This window comes from Marinobacter sp. AL4B, assembly GCF_019916045.1.
Lineage (GTDB): Bacteria > Pseudomonadota > Gammaproteobacteria > Pseudomonadales > Oleiphilaceae > Marinobacter.
Genome location: NZ_JAILWZ010000013.1, coordinates 1319441 through 1336026, shown reverse-complemented (window position 1 = coordinate 1336026; position 16586 = coordinate 1319441). Strand labels below are relative to the sequence as shown.

The 16586-nt window shown below is 53.8% G+C and carries 14 protein-coding genes and 1 tRNA gene; 12 read left to right on the top strand and 3 right to left on the bottom strand.

Translation table 11 applies throughout. The features are described 5' to 3' along the window. The first annotated feature begins 685 nt into the window (after window positions 1-685). The 5 genes from pcnB (at window position 686) to pgi (ending at window position 6033) form a co-directional block, all read left to right on the top strand. Window positions 686-2056 carry a polynucleotide adenylyltransferase PcnB gene (gene pcnB, locus K5L82_RS16425; protein WP_223134887.1) on the top strand — a complete coding sequence of 457 codons (1371 nt, stop codon included), beginning with the start codon at window positions 686-688 and terminating at the stop codon, window positions 2054-2056. Continuing rightward, on the top strand, window positions 2053-2553 hold the full coding sequence (gene folK / locus K5L82_RS16420; RefSeq protein WP_133006582.1) for a 2-amino-4-hydroxy-6-hydroxymethyldihydropteridine diphosphokinase: 501 nt from the start codon (window positions 2053-2055) through the stop codon (window positions 2551-2553). Before pcnB ends, folK (K5L82_RS16420) begins: the two co-directional genes overlap by 4 nt. A 124-nt stretch (window positions 2554-2677) precedes the next feature. Next, window positions 2678-3472, top strand: a complete 795-nt coding sequence (gene panB, locus K5L82_RS16415) for a 3-methyl-2-oxobutanoate hydroxymethyltransferase (RefSeq protein WP_223134886.1) — start codon at window positions 2678-2680, stop codon at window positions 3470-3472. Beyond that, complete coding sequence (gene panC, locus K5L82_RS16410; RefSeq protein WP_223134885.1) at window positions 3469-4317, top strand: pantoate--beta-alanine ligase; 849 nt, start codon at window positions 3469-3471, stop codon at window positions 4315-4317. Before panB ends, panC begins: the two co-directional genes overlap by 4 nt. Before the next feature lie 54 nt (window positions 4318-4371). Next, window positions 4372-6033, top strand: coding sequence for a glucose-6-phosphate isomerase (pgi, locus tag K5L82_RS16405; RefSeq protein ID WP_223134884.1), 1662 nt, complete (start codon window positions 4372-4374; stop codon window positions 6031-6033). On the opposite strand, the gene folK (K5L82_RS16400) is transcribed toward pgi, so the two are convergent. Together folK (K5L82_RS16400) and folB are read right to left on the bottom strand one after the other, a co-directional pair. Then, window positions 6016-6531: a 2-amino-4-hydroxy-6-hydroxymethyldihydropteridine diphosphokinase gene (folK, locus tag K5L82_RS16400; RefSeq protein WP_223134883.1), complete on the bottom strand. Its 516-nt coding sequence runs from the start codon at window positions 6529-6531 to the stop codon at window positions 6016-6018. The two genes, pgi and folK (K5L82_RS16400), sit on opposite strands and share 18 nt — an antisense overlap. Next, complete coding sequence (gene folB / locus K5L82_RS16395; RefSeq protein WP_133006587.1) at window positions 6531-6887, bottom strand: dihydroneopterin aldolase; 357 nt, start codon at window positions 6885-6887, stop codon at window positions 6531-6533. The genes folK (K5L82_RS16400) and folB overlap by 1 nt, the downstream gene beginning before the upstream one ends. 145 nt (window positions 6888-7032) lie before the next feature. On the opposite strand from folB, the gene plsY reads away from it, so the two are divergent. Then, window positions 7033-7626, top strand: a complete 594-nt coding sequence (plsY, locus tag K5L82_RS16390) for a glycerol-3-phosphate 1-O-acyltransferase PlsY (RefSeq protein ID WP_133006588.1) — start codon at window positions 7033-7035, stop codon at window positions 7624-7626. Between the two features lie 5 nt (window positions 7627-7631). Here plsY and tsaD read toward each other — a convergent pair whose 3' ends face one another. Continuing rightward, entirely contained in the window at window positions 7632-8687 is a 1056-nt protein-coding gene (gene tsaD, locus K5L82_RS16385) for a tRNA (adenosine(37)-N6)-threonylcarbamoyltransferase complex transferase subunit TsaD (RefSeq protein ID WP_133006589.1), read from the bottom strand. A gap of 234 nt (window positions 8688-8921) precedes the next feature. Here tsaD and rpsU point away from each other — a divergent pair, with 234 nt between their 5' ends. The 6 genes from rpsU (at window position 8922) to K5L82_RS16355 (ending at window position 16457) form a co-directional block, all read left to right on the top strand. Further along, the gene (gene rpsU / locus K5L82_RS16380; protein WP_096278179.1) at window positions 8922-9137 is read left to right on the top strand and encodes a 30S ribosomal protein S21; all 216 of its coding nucleotides are present in this window, start codon (window positions 8922-8924) and stop codon (window positions 9135-9137) included. A 152-nt stretch (window positions 9138-9289) separates the two neighbouring features. Continuing rightward, the gene (dnaG, locus tag K5L82_RS16375; protein ID WP_133006590.1) at window positions 9290-11044 is read left to right on the top strand and encodes a DNA primase; all 1755 of its coding nucleotides are present in this window, start codon (window positions 9290-9292) and stop codon (window positions 11042-11044) included. A 118-nt stretch (window positions 11045-11162) separates the two neighbouring features. Further along, window positions 11163-13007, top strand: a complete 1845-nt coding sequence (gene rpoD / locus K5L82_RS16370; protein ID WP_223134882.1) for an RNA polymerase sigma factor RpoD — start codon at window positions 11163-11165, stop codon at window positions 13005-13007. 62 nt (window positions 13008-13069) lie between these two features. Then, window positions 13070-13146, top strand: a tRNA-Ile gene (locus K5L82_RS16365). 227 nt (window positions 13147-13373) lie between these two features. Next, the gene (locus K5L82_RS16360; protein ID WP_223134881.1) at window positions 13374-14522 is read left to right on the top strand and encodes a helix-turn-helix transcriptional regulator; all 1149 of its coding nucleotides are present in this window, start codon (window positions 13374-13376) and stop codon (window positions 14520-14522) included. 171 nt (window positions 14523-14693) lie between these two features. Further along, window positions 14694-16457, top strand: a complete 1764-nt coding sequence (locus K5L82_RS16355) for a hypothetical protein (protein WP_223134880.1) — start codon at window positions 14694-14696, stop codon at window positions 16455-16457. Window positions 16458-16586 lie beyond the last annotated feature (129 nt).

The window sequence follows — 16586 nt, the reverse complement described above, 5'->3', positions numbered from 1 at the left end:
CACTTGTTACCGGGCGTTCCCCTCGGTAACACTTCCGCCTCAGCTTTCGCGATACAGGTAACACTTCTCCGAAGTACGGGGTAACACTTATTTCCGTGATTCACGTAACTGACTGATAAAAAACATCTTTCAAAATCTGGCACGGCCTCTGCACTATTATTAGCGCACAACAACAAAAACAAGAGTGACAACGCAGCGCCAACAACAAAAACAAAAAGCTGCAAGAAAACGTCCATCAACAAAAACAAAAATAGGACGTAAGCGAACTGAGTGTTTTGGGTGCTAGGTTTTTTTGTGGTCCCTCAGCATGCGCGAGTTGTAGATGTGGATAAGAATCGTCTTTCAGACGACACTACACCTGCCCAATAACCCGCTCCATGCTATTGACGACACCATGTATTCAAAGCTTTCCGCTTGCATAATATTGAAGCCCGAACCTTGGGCACGCAGTGGGGCAAAACATTAAAAAGAATCCCGACATAAAACAAAAATAATTGCAGATCGTCGAAGCTTTCAGGGCGGATTCGTGAGAACGGATCCGCCTTTTGATTATTGGTCTTCACCAAATCCTGCCCCCACATCAGACAAAAACTCATCATTTCCTACCTAATATCAGTCAAACATGTGCAATTCCTGCGCAAACCGTTAAAATCCACGTTTTTGCTCTGCGCAAACACGGACTTCCATGCCTAAAAGACTTGTAGATAAGTTGCGTTCTTTCATGCCCGGCACCGGGAAAAAGAAAGCCAAACATTACCAGCGTAAAGAAATCCCGAGAGACCAACACAATGTGTCTCGCTCGGTGATCAGCGAACCCGCTAAGAAAGTGCTAAACCGCCTGAACAAGTCTGGCTTCGAAGCCTACTTGGTGGGTGGGGGTGTGCGGGACATCGTTCTGGGTGGCCGACCCAAAGATTTCGACATTGCCACTAATGCAACACCGGAAGAAGTACACGATCTGTTCCGTAATTCTCGGCTGATCGGTCGCCGGTTCCGCATCGTGCACGTGGTCTTTGGTCGCGAAATCATCGAGGTAACCACCTTTCGCGGCAACGCAGAAGCCTCGAACGAAGACCACTCTGATCACGAACACAAAACCAGCGAACACGGTCTCCTGCTGCGCGACAACGTTTACGGCAATCTGGAGGACGATGCTCTGCGCCGCGATTTCACCATCAATGCTCTTTATTATTGCATTCGCGACTTCAGCATTATCGACTTCGCAAACGGCATGCAGGATCTCGAGAACCAGCAAATACGCCTGATTGGTGACCCGGCAACCCGATACCGTGAAGATCCGGTGCGCATGCTGCGCGCTATTCGTTTCGCGGCGAAGCTTGGCTTCGAGATCGAACCCGAAACCGAAGCGCCTATTCGTGAGCTGGCCCCTCTTTTAGGCCACATACCACCGGCCCGTCTGTTCGACGAAGTGCTTAAACTGTTTTCGGCGGGCTACGGTGAAGCCACCTACGAACTGCTGAAGGACTATGGCCTACTGGAGATGCTGTTCCCGGAAACCGTGCGCGCCCTTAATAACGGTGAATCGGACGAACTCATCCACCAAGCCTTACGCAACACCGATGCTCGCATCGCCCAAGGCAAATCGGTCACACCTTACTTCTTGTTTGCCGCCATGCTGTGGCCCGCGCTGCAAGCAGAATGGCGCATTAGACAGGATAACGGCGATCCGGTGCAGCCGGCTTTGCACGGCGCAATCGGTAAAGTAATTGGCCGCCAGGTACAAGCTACGTCGATTCCCAAGCGCTTCTCCGGACCAATGAAAGAAATCTGGGAACTGCAGACTCGACTTCCCCGCCGCCAGGGCAAACGAGCATTTGCCACACTTAGCCACCCCCGCTTCCGCGCCGCATATGACTTCTTGCTGGTGCGCGAATCTGCCGGCGAGCTGGAGCCCGGCCTTGGTGCTTGGTGGACGGACTTCCAAAGAACGGACGAACGCGGGCAGGAAAAAATGCTGTCTCAGGTGGGCGCCGCAGCCGGGCCCCGCAAGCGTGGTCGTAAACGCAGCCCCAACAAAAAGCCCCCTCAGTCGTGAGCACAATAGCTTACGTAGGGCTGGGCAGTAATCTAAAAGCCCCTGCTCGCCAACTGGGCCAAGCCGTCATGGCACTGTCACGCCTGCCTCAAACTAGCCTGCAGGCCCAGTCGCCTTTCTATGCCAGCAGGCCGGTCGGGCCACAAGACCAGCCCGACTTTGTTAATGGCGCGGTGAAACTGAGCACCAGCTTGTCACCGCACCAACTGCTGGACCATTTGCAGGCCATCGAGCTGGCCCAAGGACGTGAACGACTCAGGCACTGGGGCCCACGCACCTTGGATCTCGACGTGCTTCTTTTTGGCACCGAAGTCATCAGCGACGAACGACTCACCGTTCCCCATGCCGAGCTAGAAAACCGTGATTTCGCGCTGCAACCGTTACTGGACCTGAACCCAGAACTTCAATTGCCAGATGGGCGCCGTATCGTTGAGCTGCGCACGCAGTGTCCGGATAACCAGCTGCGCAAGCTAGCGCCAATGGTCGGATCAGACTAGCCCAAGGGCACAAACTCCATGCTATCCTTGTGGCTGACACACCTCGTCGTTAATCTTATACTTCTTTGAACACCGGAAGACCCCGGATCACTACTGGCCCATCCACCCAAAAGGCAAGGATCTTATGGCAGTTACCATTAATACCCTGCGGGAACTCAAACAGAAAGGCGAAGCCTTCTCGGCGCTAACCTCCTACGATTCCACCTTTGCACAAGTGGTCAGCGAAGCAGGCGTGGATGTAATCCTGATTGGTGACTCTCTCGGCATGGTGCTTCAAGGCAACGACAGCACACTGCCCGTAACCATGGATCATATGGTCTACCACACCAGCTGTGTGGCTAAAGGAAACACAGGCTCGTTGATCATGGCCGACATGCCCTTTATGTCTTACGGCACGGTTGCCGATGCATTGGATAACGCCGCTGAGTTAATGCGCGCTGGTGCACATATGGTGAAACTGGAAGGCACCGACTGGATGCGAGACACCATCGAAGCCTTGAGCGAACGAGGCGTACCGGTATGCGCTCACCTGGGCCTGACTCCCCAGTTCGTGAACAAATTCGGCGGTTACAAAGTCCAGGGTAGAGACGACAAAACCGCAGAAGCCATGATCGAGCACGCGTGCGAACTGGAAGCAGCCGGCGCGGACATCATCTTGCTGGAATGTGTTCCCGCACCCCTCGCCGCCCGCATCACTCAGGCAGTGAAAGCACCGGTTATCGGTATTGGCGCCGGCTCTGACACAGACGGCCAGGTGCTTGTATTACACGATATGCTGGGTGTTACACCGGGCCGTAAACCCCGGTTCGTGAAAAACTTTCTGGCTGAGACGTCGTCTATCCCGGAAGCCATCGAGGCCTACGCCAAGGCTGTTAAAGCACGCACTTTCCCCGCCGAGGAGCATACGTTCAAGGCATGAGAACTGTACATTCACTCAAAGAACTTCGCCGCATCCTGAGATCCTATCGCCAACAGGAAAAAACCATCGCGCTGGTGCCCACCATGGGCAACCTTCACGAAGGCCACATTTCTCTTGTGCGCAAGGCCTCAGAAGCAGCTGACATCGTTGTTACCAGCATCTTCGTCAACCCCATGCAGTTTGGTGCTAACGAAGATCTGGACGCTTACCCGCGCACGCTCGCAGACGATCAGGACAAGCTGGCCCCGGCTGGTAACACTCTGATTTTTGCTCCGTCGGTTTCCGAAGTTTATCCGGAGGGACTTGCCAACCAAACCAAGGTGGTGGTGCCCGAAGTCAGTGAAGGCCATTGTGGCGCAAGCCGCCCCGGTCACTTTGAAGGCGTGGCCACGGTCGTCACCATGCTGCTCAATATGATCCAGCCGGACATGGCCTTTTTTGGCGAAAAAGACTTTCAGCAGCTGGCAGTGATTCGCAAGCTGACTATTGACCTGATGATGCCCATCGAGATTATTGGCGCACCCACCGTCCGTGAAGAAGACGGTTTGGCGAAAAGCTCTCGTAACGGCTACCTGTCAGAAGAAGAGAGAGCCATTGCGCCCGTCGTTTACAAAACACTGACTCATGCCGCCCAGCAACTGGAAGCGGGCAGCCGTGATTTCGCTGGGGTGGAACAAGAGGCTCGCGATACTCTGGCAAACGCGGGCTTACGCCCTGATTACTTCAATATTGTGAACAGCCTGACGCTCAAGCCGGCCTCCGAAGCCGACAAAGAACTTACCCTGCTGGTGGCCGCCTTTTTAGGAACTACCCGGCTGATCGACAATATCTCTGTTACTCGCTAAACACCGGACTCGCTGCCTCGTGTTTGCGCGGCAGCGAACAGAAAGGACACTCTGATGCCACCCGCTTCGGCACCGCTGACTGAAAAACCCGAATGGCACGCGCTTCTCCAGCAAAAACAGCAGCTGGAGAACGTGTTTATGCGCGATCTGTTTCAAACAGACCCGCAACGCGCTGACCGGTATCTAATCAAAGGTGCGGGGCTAACTCTCGATTTTTCGCGCAACCGTCTGACAGATAAAACCCTGTTTGCTCTCTCCAATCTGGCATCAGCGTGCGGTTTGCAACAACGCATTGCAGACTTATTCACGGGCGCCAAGGTTAATCGCACTGAAAATCGGCCTGCGCTGCACACGGCATTGCGCCAACCTTTGGGTGAGCCTGTATGGGTCGATGGCAACGACATCACTCCTGAGATCCACGCCACTCAGGCTCGCATGGAACAGCTCGATCAAGCCATTAAAAACAGCACAAAAACCGGACATACGGGCCGCGCCTTCACGGACATCGTCAGCATTGGTATCGGCGGCTCCTTCCTTGGCCCCAAGCTCGCGGTAGAAGCCCTCACTCCCTTTTGGCAAGGCAATTTAAGGTGTCACTTCGTTGCCAACATCGATGGTACTGACATCGCTGAAACCCTGAAGTCACTCGACCCCGAAACGTCCTTATTTCTGGTGCAATCCAAATCGTTCCGCACACAGGAAACCCTTGATAACAGCCTGGTTGCCAAAGAGTGGTTTCTCACGAACGGTGGCAACGAGAATGCTGTCGCCAGCCATTTCATGGCGGTTACGGCGAATTCCGACGAAGCGGTACGGTTCGGCATTCATCCAGATAACATCTTCCCGATGTGGGATTGGGTGGGCGGCCGTTACTCACTCTGGTCGGCCATTGGTTTACCCATTGCATTGATGGTTGGCATGGATAACTTCCGCGCCCTGCTAGCCGGTGCGCACGCGATGGACTGCCACTTCAGAGAAGCACCAGCCGAGCAAAATCTACCAGTGGTAATGGCACTGCTGAGCGTTTGGTACAACAACTTCTGGGGCGCCCAAAGTCACGCCGTATTGCCTTACGACGAGTACCTGAAACACCTGCCCGAGCACTTGCAGCAGCTGGATATGGAAAGTAACGGCAAGCAGGTGACTCAACAAGGTACGGCAGTGGATTACGAAACCGGGCCGATTCTTTGGGGTGGCGTTGGCGCAAACGGCCAGCATGCTTATCACCAGTTGATTCACCAGGGCACACGGCTGGTTCCTGCCGACTTTGTGATTCCGCTTACCTCGCACAATTCCTTGGCCCATCACCACGCCACACTGTTTGCGAATTGTCTGAGCCAGGCACGCGCCATGATGGCCGGCAAAACCGAGACTGAGGCCCGACAAGAACTCATCAACGGTGGCCTAGACCAAACCGCCGCTTCAGAACTGGCTCCTCACAAAGCCATCCCCGGCAACAAGCCAAGTAATATTCTGATGATGGAGAAGGTGGCACCCGAAACCTTGGGAGCACTGGTGGCACTTTATGAACATCGCACCTTTGTACAAAGCGTGATTTGGGATGTGGACTGCTTTGATCAATGGGGCGTAGAGCTTGGCAAACAAATGGGCAATGAAATTCTTCCCCGCTTGGTTGATGTTGAAGACGTCAGTAGCGCCGGCGACAGCGCAACCGATAACCTGATCGCTTTGTTCCGCTCAGCTAATCGCTGCTGATATCTGACGCCCCTGCCAGTTAAAATCCACCGGCCAAAGCTTTTGGCCGGTGCGGTAGTCTTGCCAGAGGTCACGGTAACACCGGCCGCTCACCGGATGCGTCTCCCTCGGTGCAATATCCGCCAACGGCTTCAGCACGAATGCATTCTTCAGGATTTCACCTCGGGGCAACTCTACACCCGCCACCATCCCCACTTCATCACCGTAGGTGAGGATATCCAAATCCAAGGTCCGCGGGCTGAACCGGGGAGCATCCGGGCTACGACCAAAATCCAACTCCAACTGCTTCAACCGCTGGGATAGCTCGGCCACGGGCAGCTCCGTATGAAAACCGACGGCCAGATTCAGGAAGTTGGAACCGGCAAAACCTACCGGCTCGCTCTCGTATACCGGCGACACCGACAACTCACCAAACATTTCCTGCAAGGCACCCAGAGCGAGCCCCACATGCCGGTAGCGCTCAACATTGCTGCCGATACCCAGAAACACCCTCGCCATCAGCGCTGACCTCGCTCGATCCGAACACCCACAGAGGTGGCCGCCGGAACCGCGCCGGGCTTATTGATGGTCAGCCGCAGCCAGCTCACGCCAAAATCCCGCTGCAGCATGGCGGCAACCGCTTCCGCGGCCGTCTCGAGCAATTGCGGTTGCAGCGTCTGAATGCATTGGCCGACCTTTTCACTCACGGCTGCGTAATCGAGGGCATCGGCCACATCATCGCTTGCGGCCGGCACCCGGTTGTCCCATGCCATTTCCAGATCCACAAGCAGCCGCTGAGTAATTTCCCTCTCCCAGTCGTATACACCGATAACCGTTTCGACGGCCAAACCTTCCACTAACACCACATCTGCCAAACCAGACTCCCTAGGCTTACACTCTTGGCTGATTGAATATTAAACAGACAAGCGATACTGTGGCCCTTCGCCTGCTCGCCTGAATTTGGGGCAGCTATTTTCTCACAGAATACCTGATGCCGTCTGCGCGCCATGTGAAACACCTATGGAAACTGCTAGCCAACCGATCTTCATCGTTTTGCTCTGCTTTGGAGCCTATCTCGCCGGATCGGTGCTGTTTGCCATCCCGGTTTGCCGCGCATGGCGGCTTCCAGACCCACGCGCCCAGGGCTCCAGCAATCCGGGGGCCACGAATGTGTTTCGCGCTGGAGGATGGCAACCGGCGCTCACCACCCTCGCCCTCGATGCCCTGAAAGGCTGGCTACCGGTTTGGCTGGCCAATCAGGCCGGTATGTCCATCATGGTGCAGGCCATCGTCGCTTTGAGCGCCGTGACCGGCCACATGATTCCGGTTTTTTTCCGATTCAAAGGCGGGAAAGGTGTTGCCACCGCACTTGGAGCAGGGTTAGCCCTCGCACCTCTGACCACATTGTTGATGGCCGCCATCTGGCTTTTGGTCATTTGGCGCTCGCGGATCAGTGCGCTGGCGTCGATCATTGCCATTGGTTCCGGCCCCATAATCAGCGCGATTCTGGAACCGAAAACCCTGCCGCTCTTTGGCTTATTAACGCTGCTTATCGTCGTACGCCACCGCAATAACCTGATTCGGCTGGCCCAAGGCAGGGAAACGGGGCTTTAAGATTTTCAGTCCACCAAACCGTTAGCGCGAGGTTCGTTTACGGAAGGCAGGGTATCCATAGGCCAACGAGGCACCGAGACAATCCTCTCGCCGTCTTTCTGTCCCTGCCTCAAACGCTGCGCACCAGCATAAGCGATCATAGCGCCGTTATCGGTACAGAATTCCGGGCGCGCGTAGAACACCGAACCGCCCAGTTTTGCTGTCATTTTCTCAAGCCCGGCGCGCAAACGCTTGTTTGCACTCACACCACCGGCGATGACCAAGCGCTTGCAGCCGGTTTGCTCCAATGCCCGGCGACACTTAATGGTCAGGGTATCGACTACCGCAGCTTCAAAGGCCAAGGCAATGTCTGCCCTTACCTGCTCATCCAACTCACCCGCGTCTTTCGCTGCATTCACGGTGTTTAAGGTAAAAGTCTTCAGGCCACTAAAACTAAAATCCAAACCGGGGCGATCCGTCATCGGACGGGGGAAGCGATAACGCCCGTCTCGACCGTGTTCGGCCAACGCGGCCACTCTTGGGCCACCAGGGTAATCCAAACCCAGCATTTTCGCGGCCTTGTCGAAGGCTTCGCCCGCCGCGTCATCCACCGACTCGCCCAACATCTCGTACTCACCAATCGCATCTACTCGCACCAATTGGGTGTGGCCACCCGACACCAGTAAAGCTACGAAAGGAAAAGCCGGGGGATTGTCTTCGAGCATCGGGGCTAACAAATGCCCTTCCATGTGGTGCACTCCGAGTACCGGAATATCCAGTGCATAACCCAAGGCGTGGGCCACCGAGCCACCCACCATCAACGCCCCCACAAGACCGGGGCCCGCCGTGTACGCAATTCCCTCTATATCAGTTCGGGACATGCCCGCATCCGCCAAAACCTGATCACACAATGGCAGCAGCTTGCGCACATGGTCGCGAGATGCCAACTCCGGCACCACGCCGCCATAGTCAGCGTGCACCTCTACTTGGCTAAACAAGGCATGGGCCAGCAGGCCGCGCTCATCGTCCAGCAAGGCAACGCCAGTCTCATCACAAGAAGTTTCAATACCAAGAATCAGCATAAATCAGGGCCGTGTCTGCGGGGTTGGAATGATCGGCCGTGATTTTATCAGAAAGCCGGTGGCTCCCGTCACTTTCGTTGAACAATGATTGACCTGAAGTGTCCCAGCCGTTATCATTGCCGCCCTTAATTATGCACTGGTCGAGTTATAACCAATCTGACCAGGGATCGAGCCGCGAGAATCTATTCCAGCGGAACAATTTGAAACCGAATCTATCAGGTAGGTGATTGTCGAATGCCAGCTGTTAAACTGAAAGAGAACGAACCGTTTGACGTAGCACTGCGTCGCTTCAAGCGTTCATGCGAAAAAGCCGGTGTACTTTCTGAAGTACGTCGTCGTGAGCACTACGAAAAGCCGACGGCTGTTCGTAAGCGCAAAGCTGCTGCTGCCGTTAAGCGTCATCTCAAGAAGCTTCAGCGTGAACAGCGTAAGTTCGAGCGTCTGTACTGAGTTCAGACCGCTTCGACAGCAAGACTGATTGCCGGAACGGCTTTTCGCCTTATCTGGCAAACTGAAAATGCCGCCGAGGCCTGGCTTCGGCGGCATTTTTGGCTATGGTGAATAACGTTTGTATCCGGCGTCCCGGATGAAGTGGAGCCACCATGAGCGGACTGATCCCTCAACGCTTTGTTGAAGACCTTCTGGATCGAATTGATCTAGGAGAATTGATTGGATCACGCATCACTCTCAAGAAAGCCGGCGGTAACTACAAAGCCTGCTGCCCATTTCATGACGAGAAGACACCCTCGTTCAACGTTCGGCCCGACAAAGGCTTCTACCACTGCTTTGGCTGCGGCGCTCATGGCGATGCCATCAGTTTTATCCGCGAATTCGAAGGCCTTGGCTTTACAGAAGCCGTAGAAGAACTGGCGAAACGTGCTGGCATGGAAGTGCCTTACGACAAAGTCGCCAAACAGGAAATGCAGCAAGCCCGGACTTTGACCGACGCGCTGGATTTCGCTAGCAAATTTTATCACTCGGCGCTCACCAGCCAACAAGGCACTTACGCACAGGATTACCTGAATCAACGCGGTCTGAACGATGACATCATCGCACGTTATCAGATCGGCTTTGCACCAGGTACTGGCACCGCTTTGTATGACGCAGCACCGAGAGATCTGAAAAAGCCCTTGCTGGAAACCAAAACCGTTTCCGACAAGTACGGCAAACCAAGAGACCTGTTCCGCAACCGGGTGATGTTCCCGATTCGGAACACTCGCGGCAAAACCATCGCGTTTGGCGGCCGCACACTGGGCGACGATAAAGCCAAGTACATCAACTCGCCGGAATCAGACGTATTCCATAAAAGTCGCGAGATTTACGGCCTACACGAAGCCCGGCAAGCCACACGCCAGCTGGATAAACTGCTGGTAGTAGAAGGCTACATGGATGTCATCGCACTGGCCCAGTACGGCATCGATTACGCCGTTGCAACACTGGGCACCGCGACCAACCAAGACAGTTTGACCGCCTTACTTCGGCAAGTACGGCACATTGTCTTTTGTTTTGACGGCGACCAGGCAGGCTTCCGAGCCGCTGATCGGGCCATGGAAAACGCACTGGAATTGATCGCCGACGGCTTGCACCTTCAGTTTTTGATGCTGCCCGAAGGCGAAGACCCGGACACACTCGTCCGAAAGGAAGGCGCAGACGCATTCCAAAAACGAATTGAAGGTGCGACACCGCTCTCGCGTTTTTTGTTTGATCGCCAGAGCGAAGGGTTGGATCTCGAACTCCCAGAACACCGGGGTGAGCTCAGAGCCAGAGCCGAACAACTGTTGAACAAAATGCCCCGCTGCACACTGCGGGACGCTATGTGGCACGAAATGCTGCGGTTATGCGGCGGCCGCAATCAGTGGCAGAGCCGCCAGCAAAACAGTAAAAACTACAAAGCAAAAGGCTGGCGCGGAGAACGCCAGCACCGCCCAACCGAAGAGCGGGTGGACGTAAAGCTCAGCAAAGACAGTACATTGTGTTTAGCCTTGCTGGAAGCGCCTGAGCTGGCCACTGAAATCAAGGCACAAGCCGACGGCACACGGCAACTGGAGCAAGCGGGACGATTTGCCCGCTGGATTCTGGATAAAAACATTCAAACCCGCAAAGAACTGATTGCGGAGTTAGCGACAGAAAAACAGGCCCGCGACAGGTTTTACAACCTGTTCGACGGACTGGAGCACATCCCGGCACGGGAGAGCACACTGGCAGCAGCCAGAGAGCTACTTAGCCCGAACGAAGAAGCCGCGCGCCAGCAAAGACTGGCAACATTGCTCCGGAACCTGGCCAAGCTCAACCCGGAACAACGGGAAGAGCTACGAACGCTCAGCGCGGGTACGTTAAACCCGAAAGCAGAGCATTGAGCACTTGAAACTAATGCCATTGATCACCATCTAACCGTTCATTGGCAGACCAGATAAGCGACAGCTATAATGGCTGTTTAACTTTTTTCCTCTTTAAAAGCGAGTTCACAGGGTGTCTATGTCAGGCAATTCGCAGAAATCACGTTTAAAAGACCTCATCGCTCGAGGCAAAGAACAAGGTTACCTGACTTACGCCGAGGTAAACGACCACCTGCCGGAAGATATTGCAGATCCGGATCAGGTTGAAGATATTATCCGGATGATCAACGACATGGGTATCCAGGTGTGTGAAGAAACACCCGATGCCGATACCCTGTTGATGACCGAAGGTGACTCCACAGCCGACGAAGCCGCTGCCGCCGAAGCTGCTGCCGCTCTGGCTGCCGTAGAAACCGACGCTGGCCGCACCACGGACCCCGTTCGTATGTACATGCGCGAAATGGGTACCGTTGAGCTGCTGACCCGTGAAGGCGAAATCGTTATCGCCAAGCGGATCGAAGAAGGCATTCGTGATGTCATGGCTGCTGTTGCCCACTTCCCGGGCACGGCTGGCACAGTGATTCAGGCCTACGACCGCATCATTGAAAACGAAGGCCGTATCAGCGACATCGTTACCGGGTTCCTGGATCCCGACGATGCCGAGCCGTTCATGGGCGAAGAAGTCGTTGAAGAAACCAAAACCGAAAGCAACGATGCTGAGGATGCGGAGGACGACGACGAAGAAGAAGAGAAGGAAAGCGGTCCGGATCCCGAAGAGACTCGCCTTCGCTTTGAGCTGCTGAAAGAAAAATTGGAAGCGGCGAACGAAGCACTGGCGAAGCATGGTCGCGGCCACAAGAAAACCCAGGAAGCTCTGAACGAGCTGGGTGCCGTATTTGCACCGTTCAAACTGGGCAACAAAGCCTTCGAAGAGCTGGTCAACGTAGTTCGCTCCACCAACGATCTGGTACGCGAGAACGAACGCACCATCATGCAAATCTGCATTCGCGAAAGCAAAATGCCGCGCAAAGACTTCATCAAAGAGTTCCCGGGCAACGAAGTAAACCTGGATTGGGCTCCGAAGATTGCCAAGAGCAAAAAACCTTACGCTGCGGCTATCGCTGAGCGTTTGGATGAGATCGTCCGTCTGCAGAAACGCATCCACAACGTACAAGTGGAAGTGGACCTGGACGTTGTCGATATCAAAGAGATCAACCGTCGCGTCTCTATCGGTGAAGCGAAAGCCCGCCGGGCCAAGAAAGAAATGGTAGAAGCGAACTTGCGTCTGGTTATCTCTATCGCCAAGAAGTACACCAACCGTGGCTTGCAGTTCCTCGACCTGATCCAGGAAGGCAACATTGGCTTGATGAAAGCGGTCGACAAGTTCGAATACCGTCGTGGCTACAAGTTCTCGACCTATGCGACTTGGTGGATTCGTCAGGCCATCACCCGCTCTATTGCGGATCAGGCGCGCACCATCCGTATTCCGGTGCACATGATTGAGACCATCAACAAACTCAACCGCATTTCCCGTCAGATGCTGCAGGAAATGGGCCGCGAGCCTACACCTGAAGAATTGGGCGAGCGCATGGAAATGCCGGAAGAGAAGATCCGCAAGGTATTGAAGATTGCCAAAGAGCCGATCTCCATGGAAACACCGATCGGGGATGATGAAGACAGCCATCTGGGCGATTTCATCGAAGACATTCAGGCCCTGTCGCCGGTGGATTCCGCCACCGCTGAAGGCCTGCGTGAAGCCACTCGCTCTGTGCTATCCGGCCTGACGGCTCGAGAATCTAAAGTACTGCGCATGCGTTTCGGTATCGAAATGAACACCGACCACACCCTTGAGGAAGTCGGCAAACAGTTCGATGTAACCCGTGAGCGTATCCGTCAGATCGAAGCCAAGGCACTGCGCAAGCTGCGCCATCCTTCCCGCTCCGATCACCTGCGCGGCTTTATCGACGACCAAGGCAACGCATAAATCCGAAAACACAGTAGCGGGCGCCAACCCTCATGGGTATAATGGCGCCCGCTTTTGTTATCGGGCCTATAGCTCAGTTGGTTAGAGCAGAGGACTCATAATCCTTTGGTCCCTGGTTCGAGTCCAGGTGGGCCCACCATAAGATTCAATGACTTAACCCGCCTCGCTGCGGGTTTTGTTGTTTCTGGGCCATGACAAGGGATACTCTTGGGACATCGCCCCAACGATTAGCATCGGACCTCTCTCAGCCTAACGTGACCGCGTAAAAACAGGCCATATTGGCCGCCACCTCTTATATATTAATTCATGTTCTTCTATAGTTTGGCGGGTGCCTCGACAACGTTGTACAGGCCCCCAAAGGACAACTTGATGACATCAAAGGCAGTTCACCCTAGCGATAGCTCTGATTCGTTTCTCCAAAACGAGACTGAGTTAATTCAATGCCTTTATGATTCACTAGAACACCAAGCTGGTTTTCACGGGTTCCTTTCACTGCTCGTCGATTCTGTCGGTGGTTGTGCAGCACAACTCTCGTTTATCCGCCGGACTCCCCGAGCTATTGAACATATTTGGCATGCTGGGTTATCAGACGAATTCTTAACCTGGTATCTCGATAACAACATGATCGAGCACGATGCCGTTACCAATCACGCTATTACTCAGGAAGCCGGCAATTTCAGCTCGGCATTACCACTGCTACTCGATGGACCGCCCGGGGATGAATACAGCCGATGGGAATCTGACCAAAACATGCTTGATTCAGCGTGGCTGGTTGTCGAAGCCAGCGACTCTCATATCACTTTATTGACCGTTCAGCGGACGTACGCCCAAGGTGGGTACCAACCACGCGAAATTGCCGCCATGAACCGCCTGGTGCCGTTCATTAGACAAACGGTCGGTTTAGCAAAAAAGATTCACCAACACCCCGGGGCCGCTCAGACCCTAAGCAGCATTGCCGACCTCATTACCGAGCCCGCATTCATTCTGAATAACCGGGGGACACTCGTAGCCACTAACCCACGCGCCGAACAACTTCTGAAGCAGAAGCAATACATTAAGATTCGCCATTCACGCTTTAGCTTTGACACTAGCACTCTGCAAAATGCTTTTTTCAAAGCGATGGCACGGGCAGCCGCAGCTGTATGCACTGCTGATGCATACTTACCAGAAACTCTGATTATCAAACGACACGAGGCTCTGTCGCCATTGGTCATGACCATACGCCCTCTAGAACACAACGAAATACTCTCCGGTGGCGTACTGGTAACCATCGTTGACCTTAAAGCACGGGCACTCCCAAGTGCCGAAGAAATAGTGAAGTACTTCCCGCTTTCTGCAGCAGAAGGAAAACTTTGTGAAGGCCTAGTGGCCGGGTTAAGCCTGAAAGATATCGCCGAACATCACCATAAAAGTGAAGCAACCGTTCGAAGCTATTTGAAACAGGTCTTTCAAAAAACCGGATACAACCGGCAAGGCCAGTTGATTAGCGCAATACTTTTATCAATTTTGCGTTGATGCGCAGAACACACTTTCGTTTCTTATCAAAACTATAAAGCCCTCTAAGAAGCCCATTAGAGTCACTTTTAATTACCCTCATATGAGGGTGGTTTGCTTCAGGACACCTTGCGTAAGCTATTGATTGCCCGCCTCTTCGGTTTAACGGATTTCCATTTGGAGCTGCAATCAATGACGACACTTACTCGCTTGTACAAGGCGCACTCTCTCGTGGCCTTGCTGTTTCTAGCTATAACCCTAACCGCTTGCGGTGGTGGTGGTGGTGGTGGTGGTGGTGATTCTTCCGGAGGCAGCTCAGACACAGGAGCCAACGGGTATAATTGGCCTGATGATCCTAAAAACCTTCAAATTGAGATGACGGTTAAGTCTTCATCCGGCAGCGGAACGAATGTAGGCAAAATGGTTTTGTTTATGGCGCCGTCATCCACAGAGGCCTCAGGCTACGGACCCGCCGGATTTAATACCCGTGACCGTCGAAGGTTCAGCGGCAACGACTTTAACAGCTACAGCTGGAAGCCCAAGGGCAGCTCTCAATATGAGATCACACTTAATTACGCCACTGGCGTTACAGACACGTTCCTACTGACTCCTCGCACAGCCGACTCAGGTACCTATGCGGCCACGACGAGCTCCGGCGAAGGAAACGCTGGCACTTACAAAATAATCGGCATGCCGCTGAGTGACGGCCCAATGATTACGCCGGGATCTGATCCCAAAGTTGCAGCATTCCCGGGGAAGCTGGATAAAAACCAAATTCTTAATAATCAGTTCGCAAGCAATACCAACATTGACTGGATTTATGATACCCAACCCGGAAACCCAAAATTCTACATGTACAGCGCAACAGGCGCGGCAAACGGCGAAGATGGCATTTATTTAGGCCGGGTTAATTCTGCGGGTGAAGCTATCGACCAAGTGAAGATAGACAATGCGGACCTTCAATCGGCTGGATTAGATAACGGTGAGGCAAAAACCCTCTGGAGCAGTTCGTCACAAAAACCGTACAGCTCGGTAGAAGGGGTGCAACGAATCCGCCATGACCAAGTAAGTGGGGAATATACGCTGAGTGGCGGCGGACTTGGCTTTAAAGCCAACGGAACCATCGCTATGTACACGGCAGACTCATCCGGATTTCAAAAAGCAGCCTCCCGAACCCTCGAGCGAAAGACATCCAGTTTTCTCGCAGCGGATATGATATTCAAGACCACCTCAGGAGCTCTGACACTGCAAGATGGGCAAGGCCTTGAACTTTGCTCTGCAACCATGGGGCCGAATCAAAACCGCTACATGGCACTCAACTACAGTGGCGTGAGTTCAAGTTGGTGGGCGCGGATCGCGTCAGCTAAAGAACAGGGGACGGTGATTGTTGGGGATGATGGCTATATATACTCCTTCACGTTCAGTGGCAACGAAGGCCTGGTGAGCAAAATAAGCCCCACATGTGCGATTAGTTGGACTAGAAAAATCGGCGTTCTACGCGATGGCAATCAGATCGTTGCGTCGAGCTTTTTCCGTAAGCTTGGCGACCAGCTTTACTTCAGCATCCACGATAATATCGTCAACGGATCTGACGCAATCACCCGTTACAGCGTTTATCGCGTAGACACCAACAGCGGAAATGTAACGGCGCTTATTGACCAACGCTGGCGTTATGGCCAGGACGTACGCTCTGATATTTTCGACCTGGCACTAGATGCGCAAGGCCGGTTGCTGGTTGTGACCGCGAGCGCACTTCAGCGGCGTGATCCTGAAACATTTGAAGTGTTATGGTCTGTCGATGTCGAAGGCCCGGGCGGATTCCCAGCTGAGCTTACCAGCAGTTCAGTTTCACTAGCGCCGCTAACGGCTTTGGATGATGGCTCAGTTGAAGTGGCTTCGAAGTACGTCATCAGTGCCGTCAAATTAACAGAGTTTGATACCACCGTAGGTCTGTAGAAAACCGGGGGCTGGCAATCGCTAGCCCCCGCCACATCGCACTCTTCCCCGATACATTCCGCAACAAAAACGACACACTCTGTCGCCTTTATCATCTACACAGACCCTGTGGTTAACACGCATACTGTG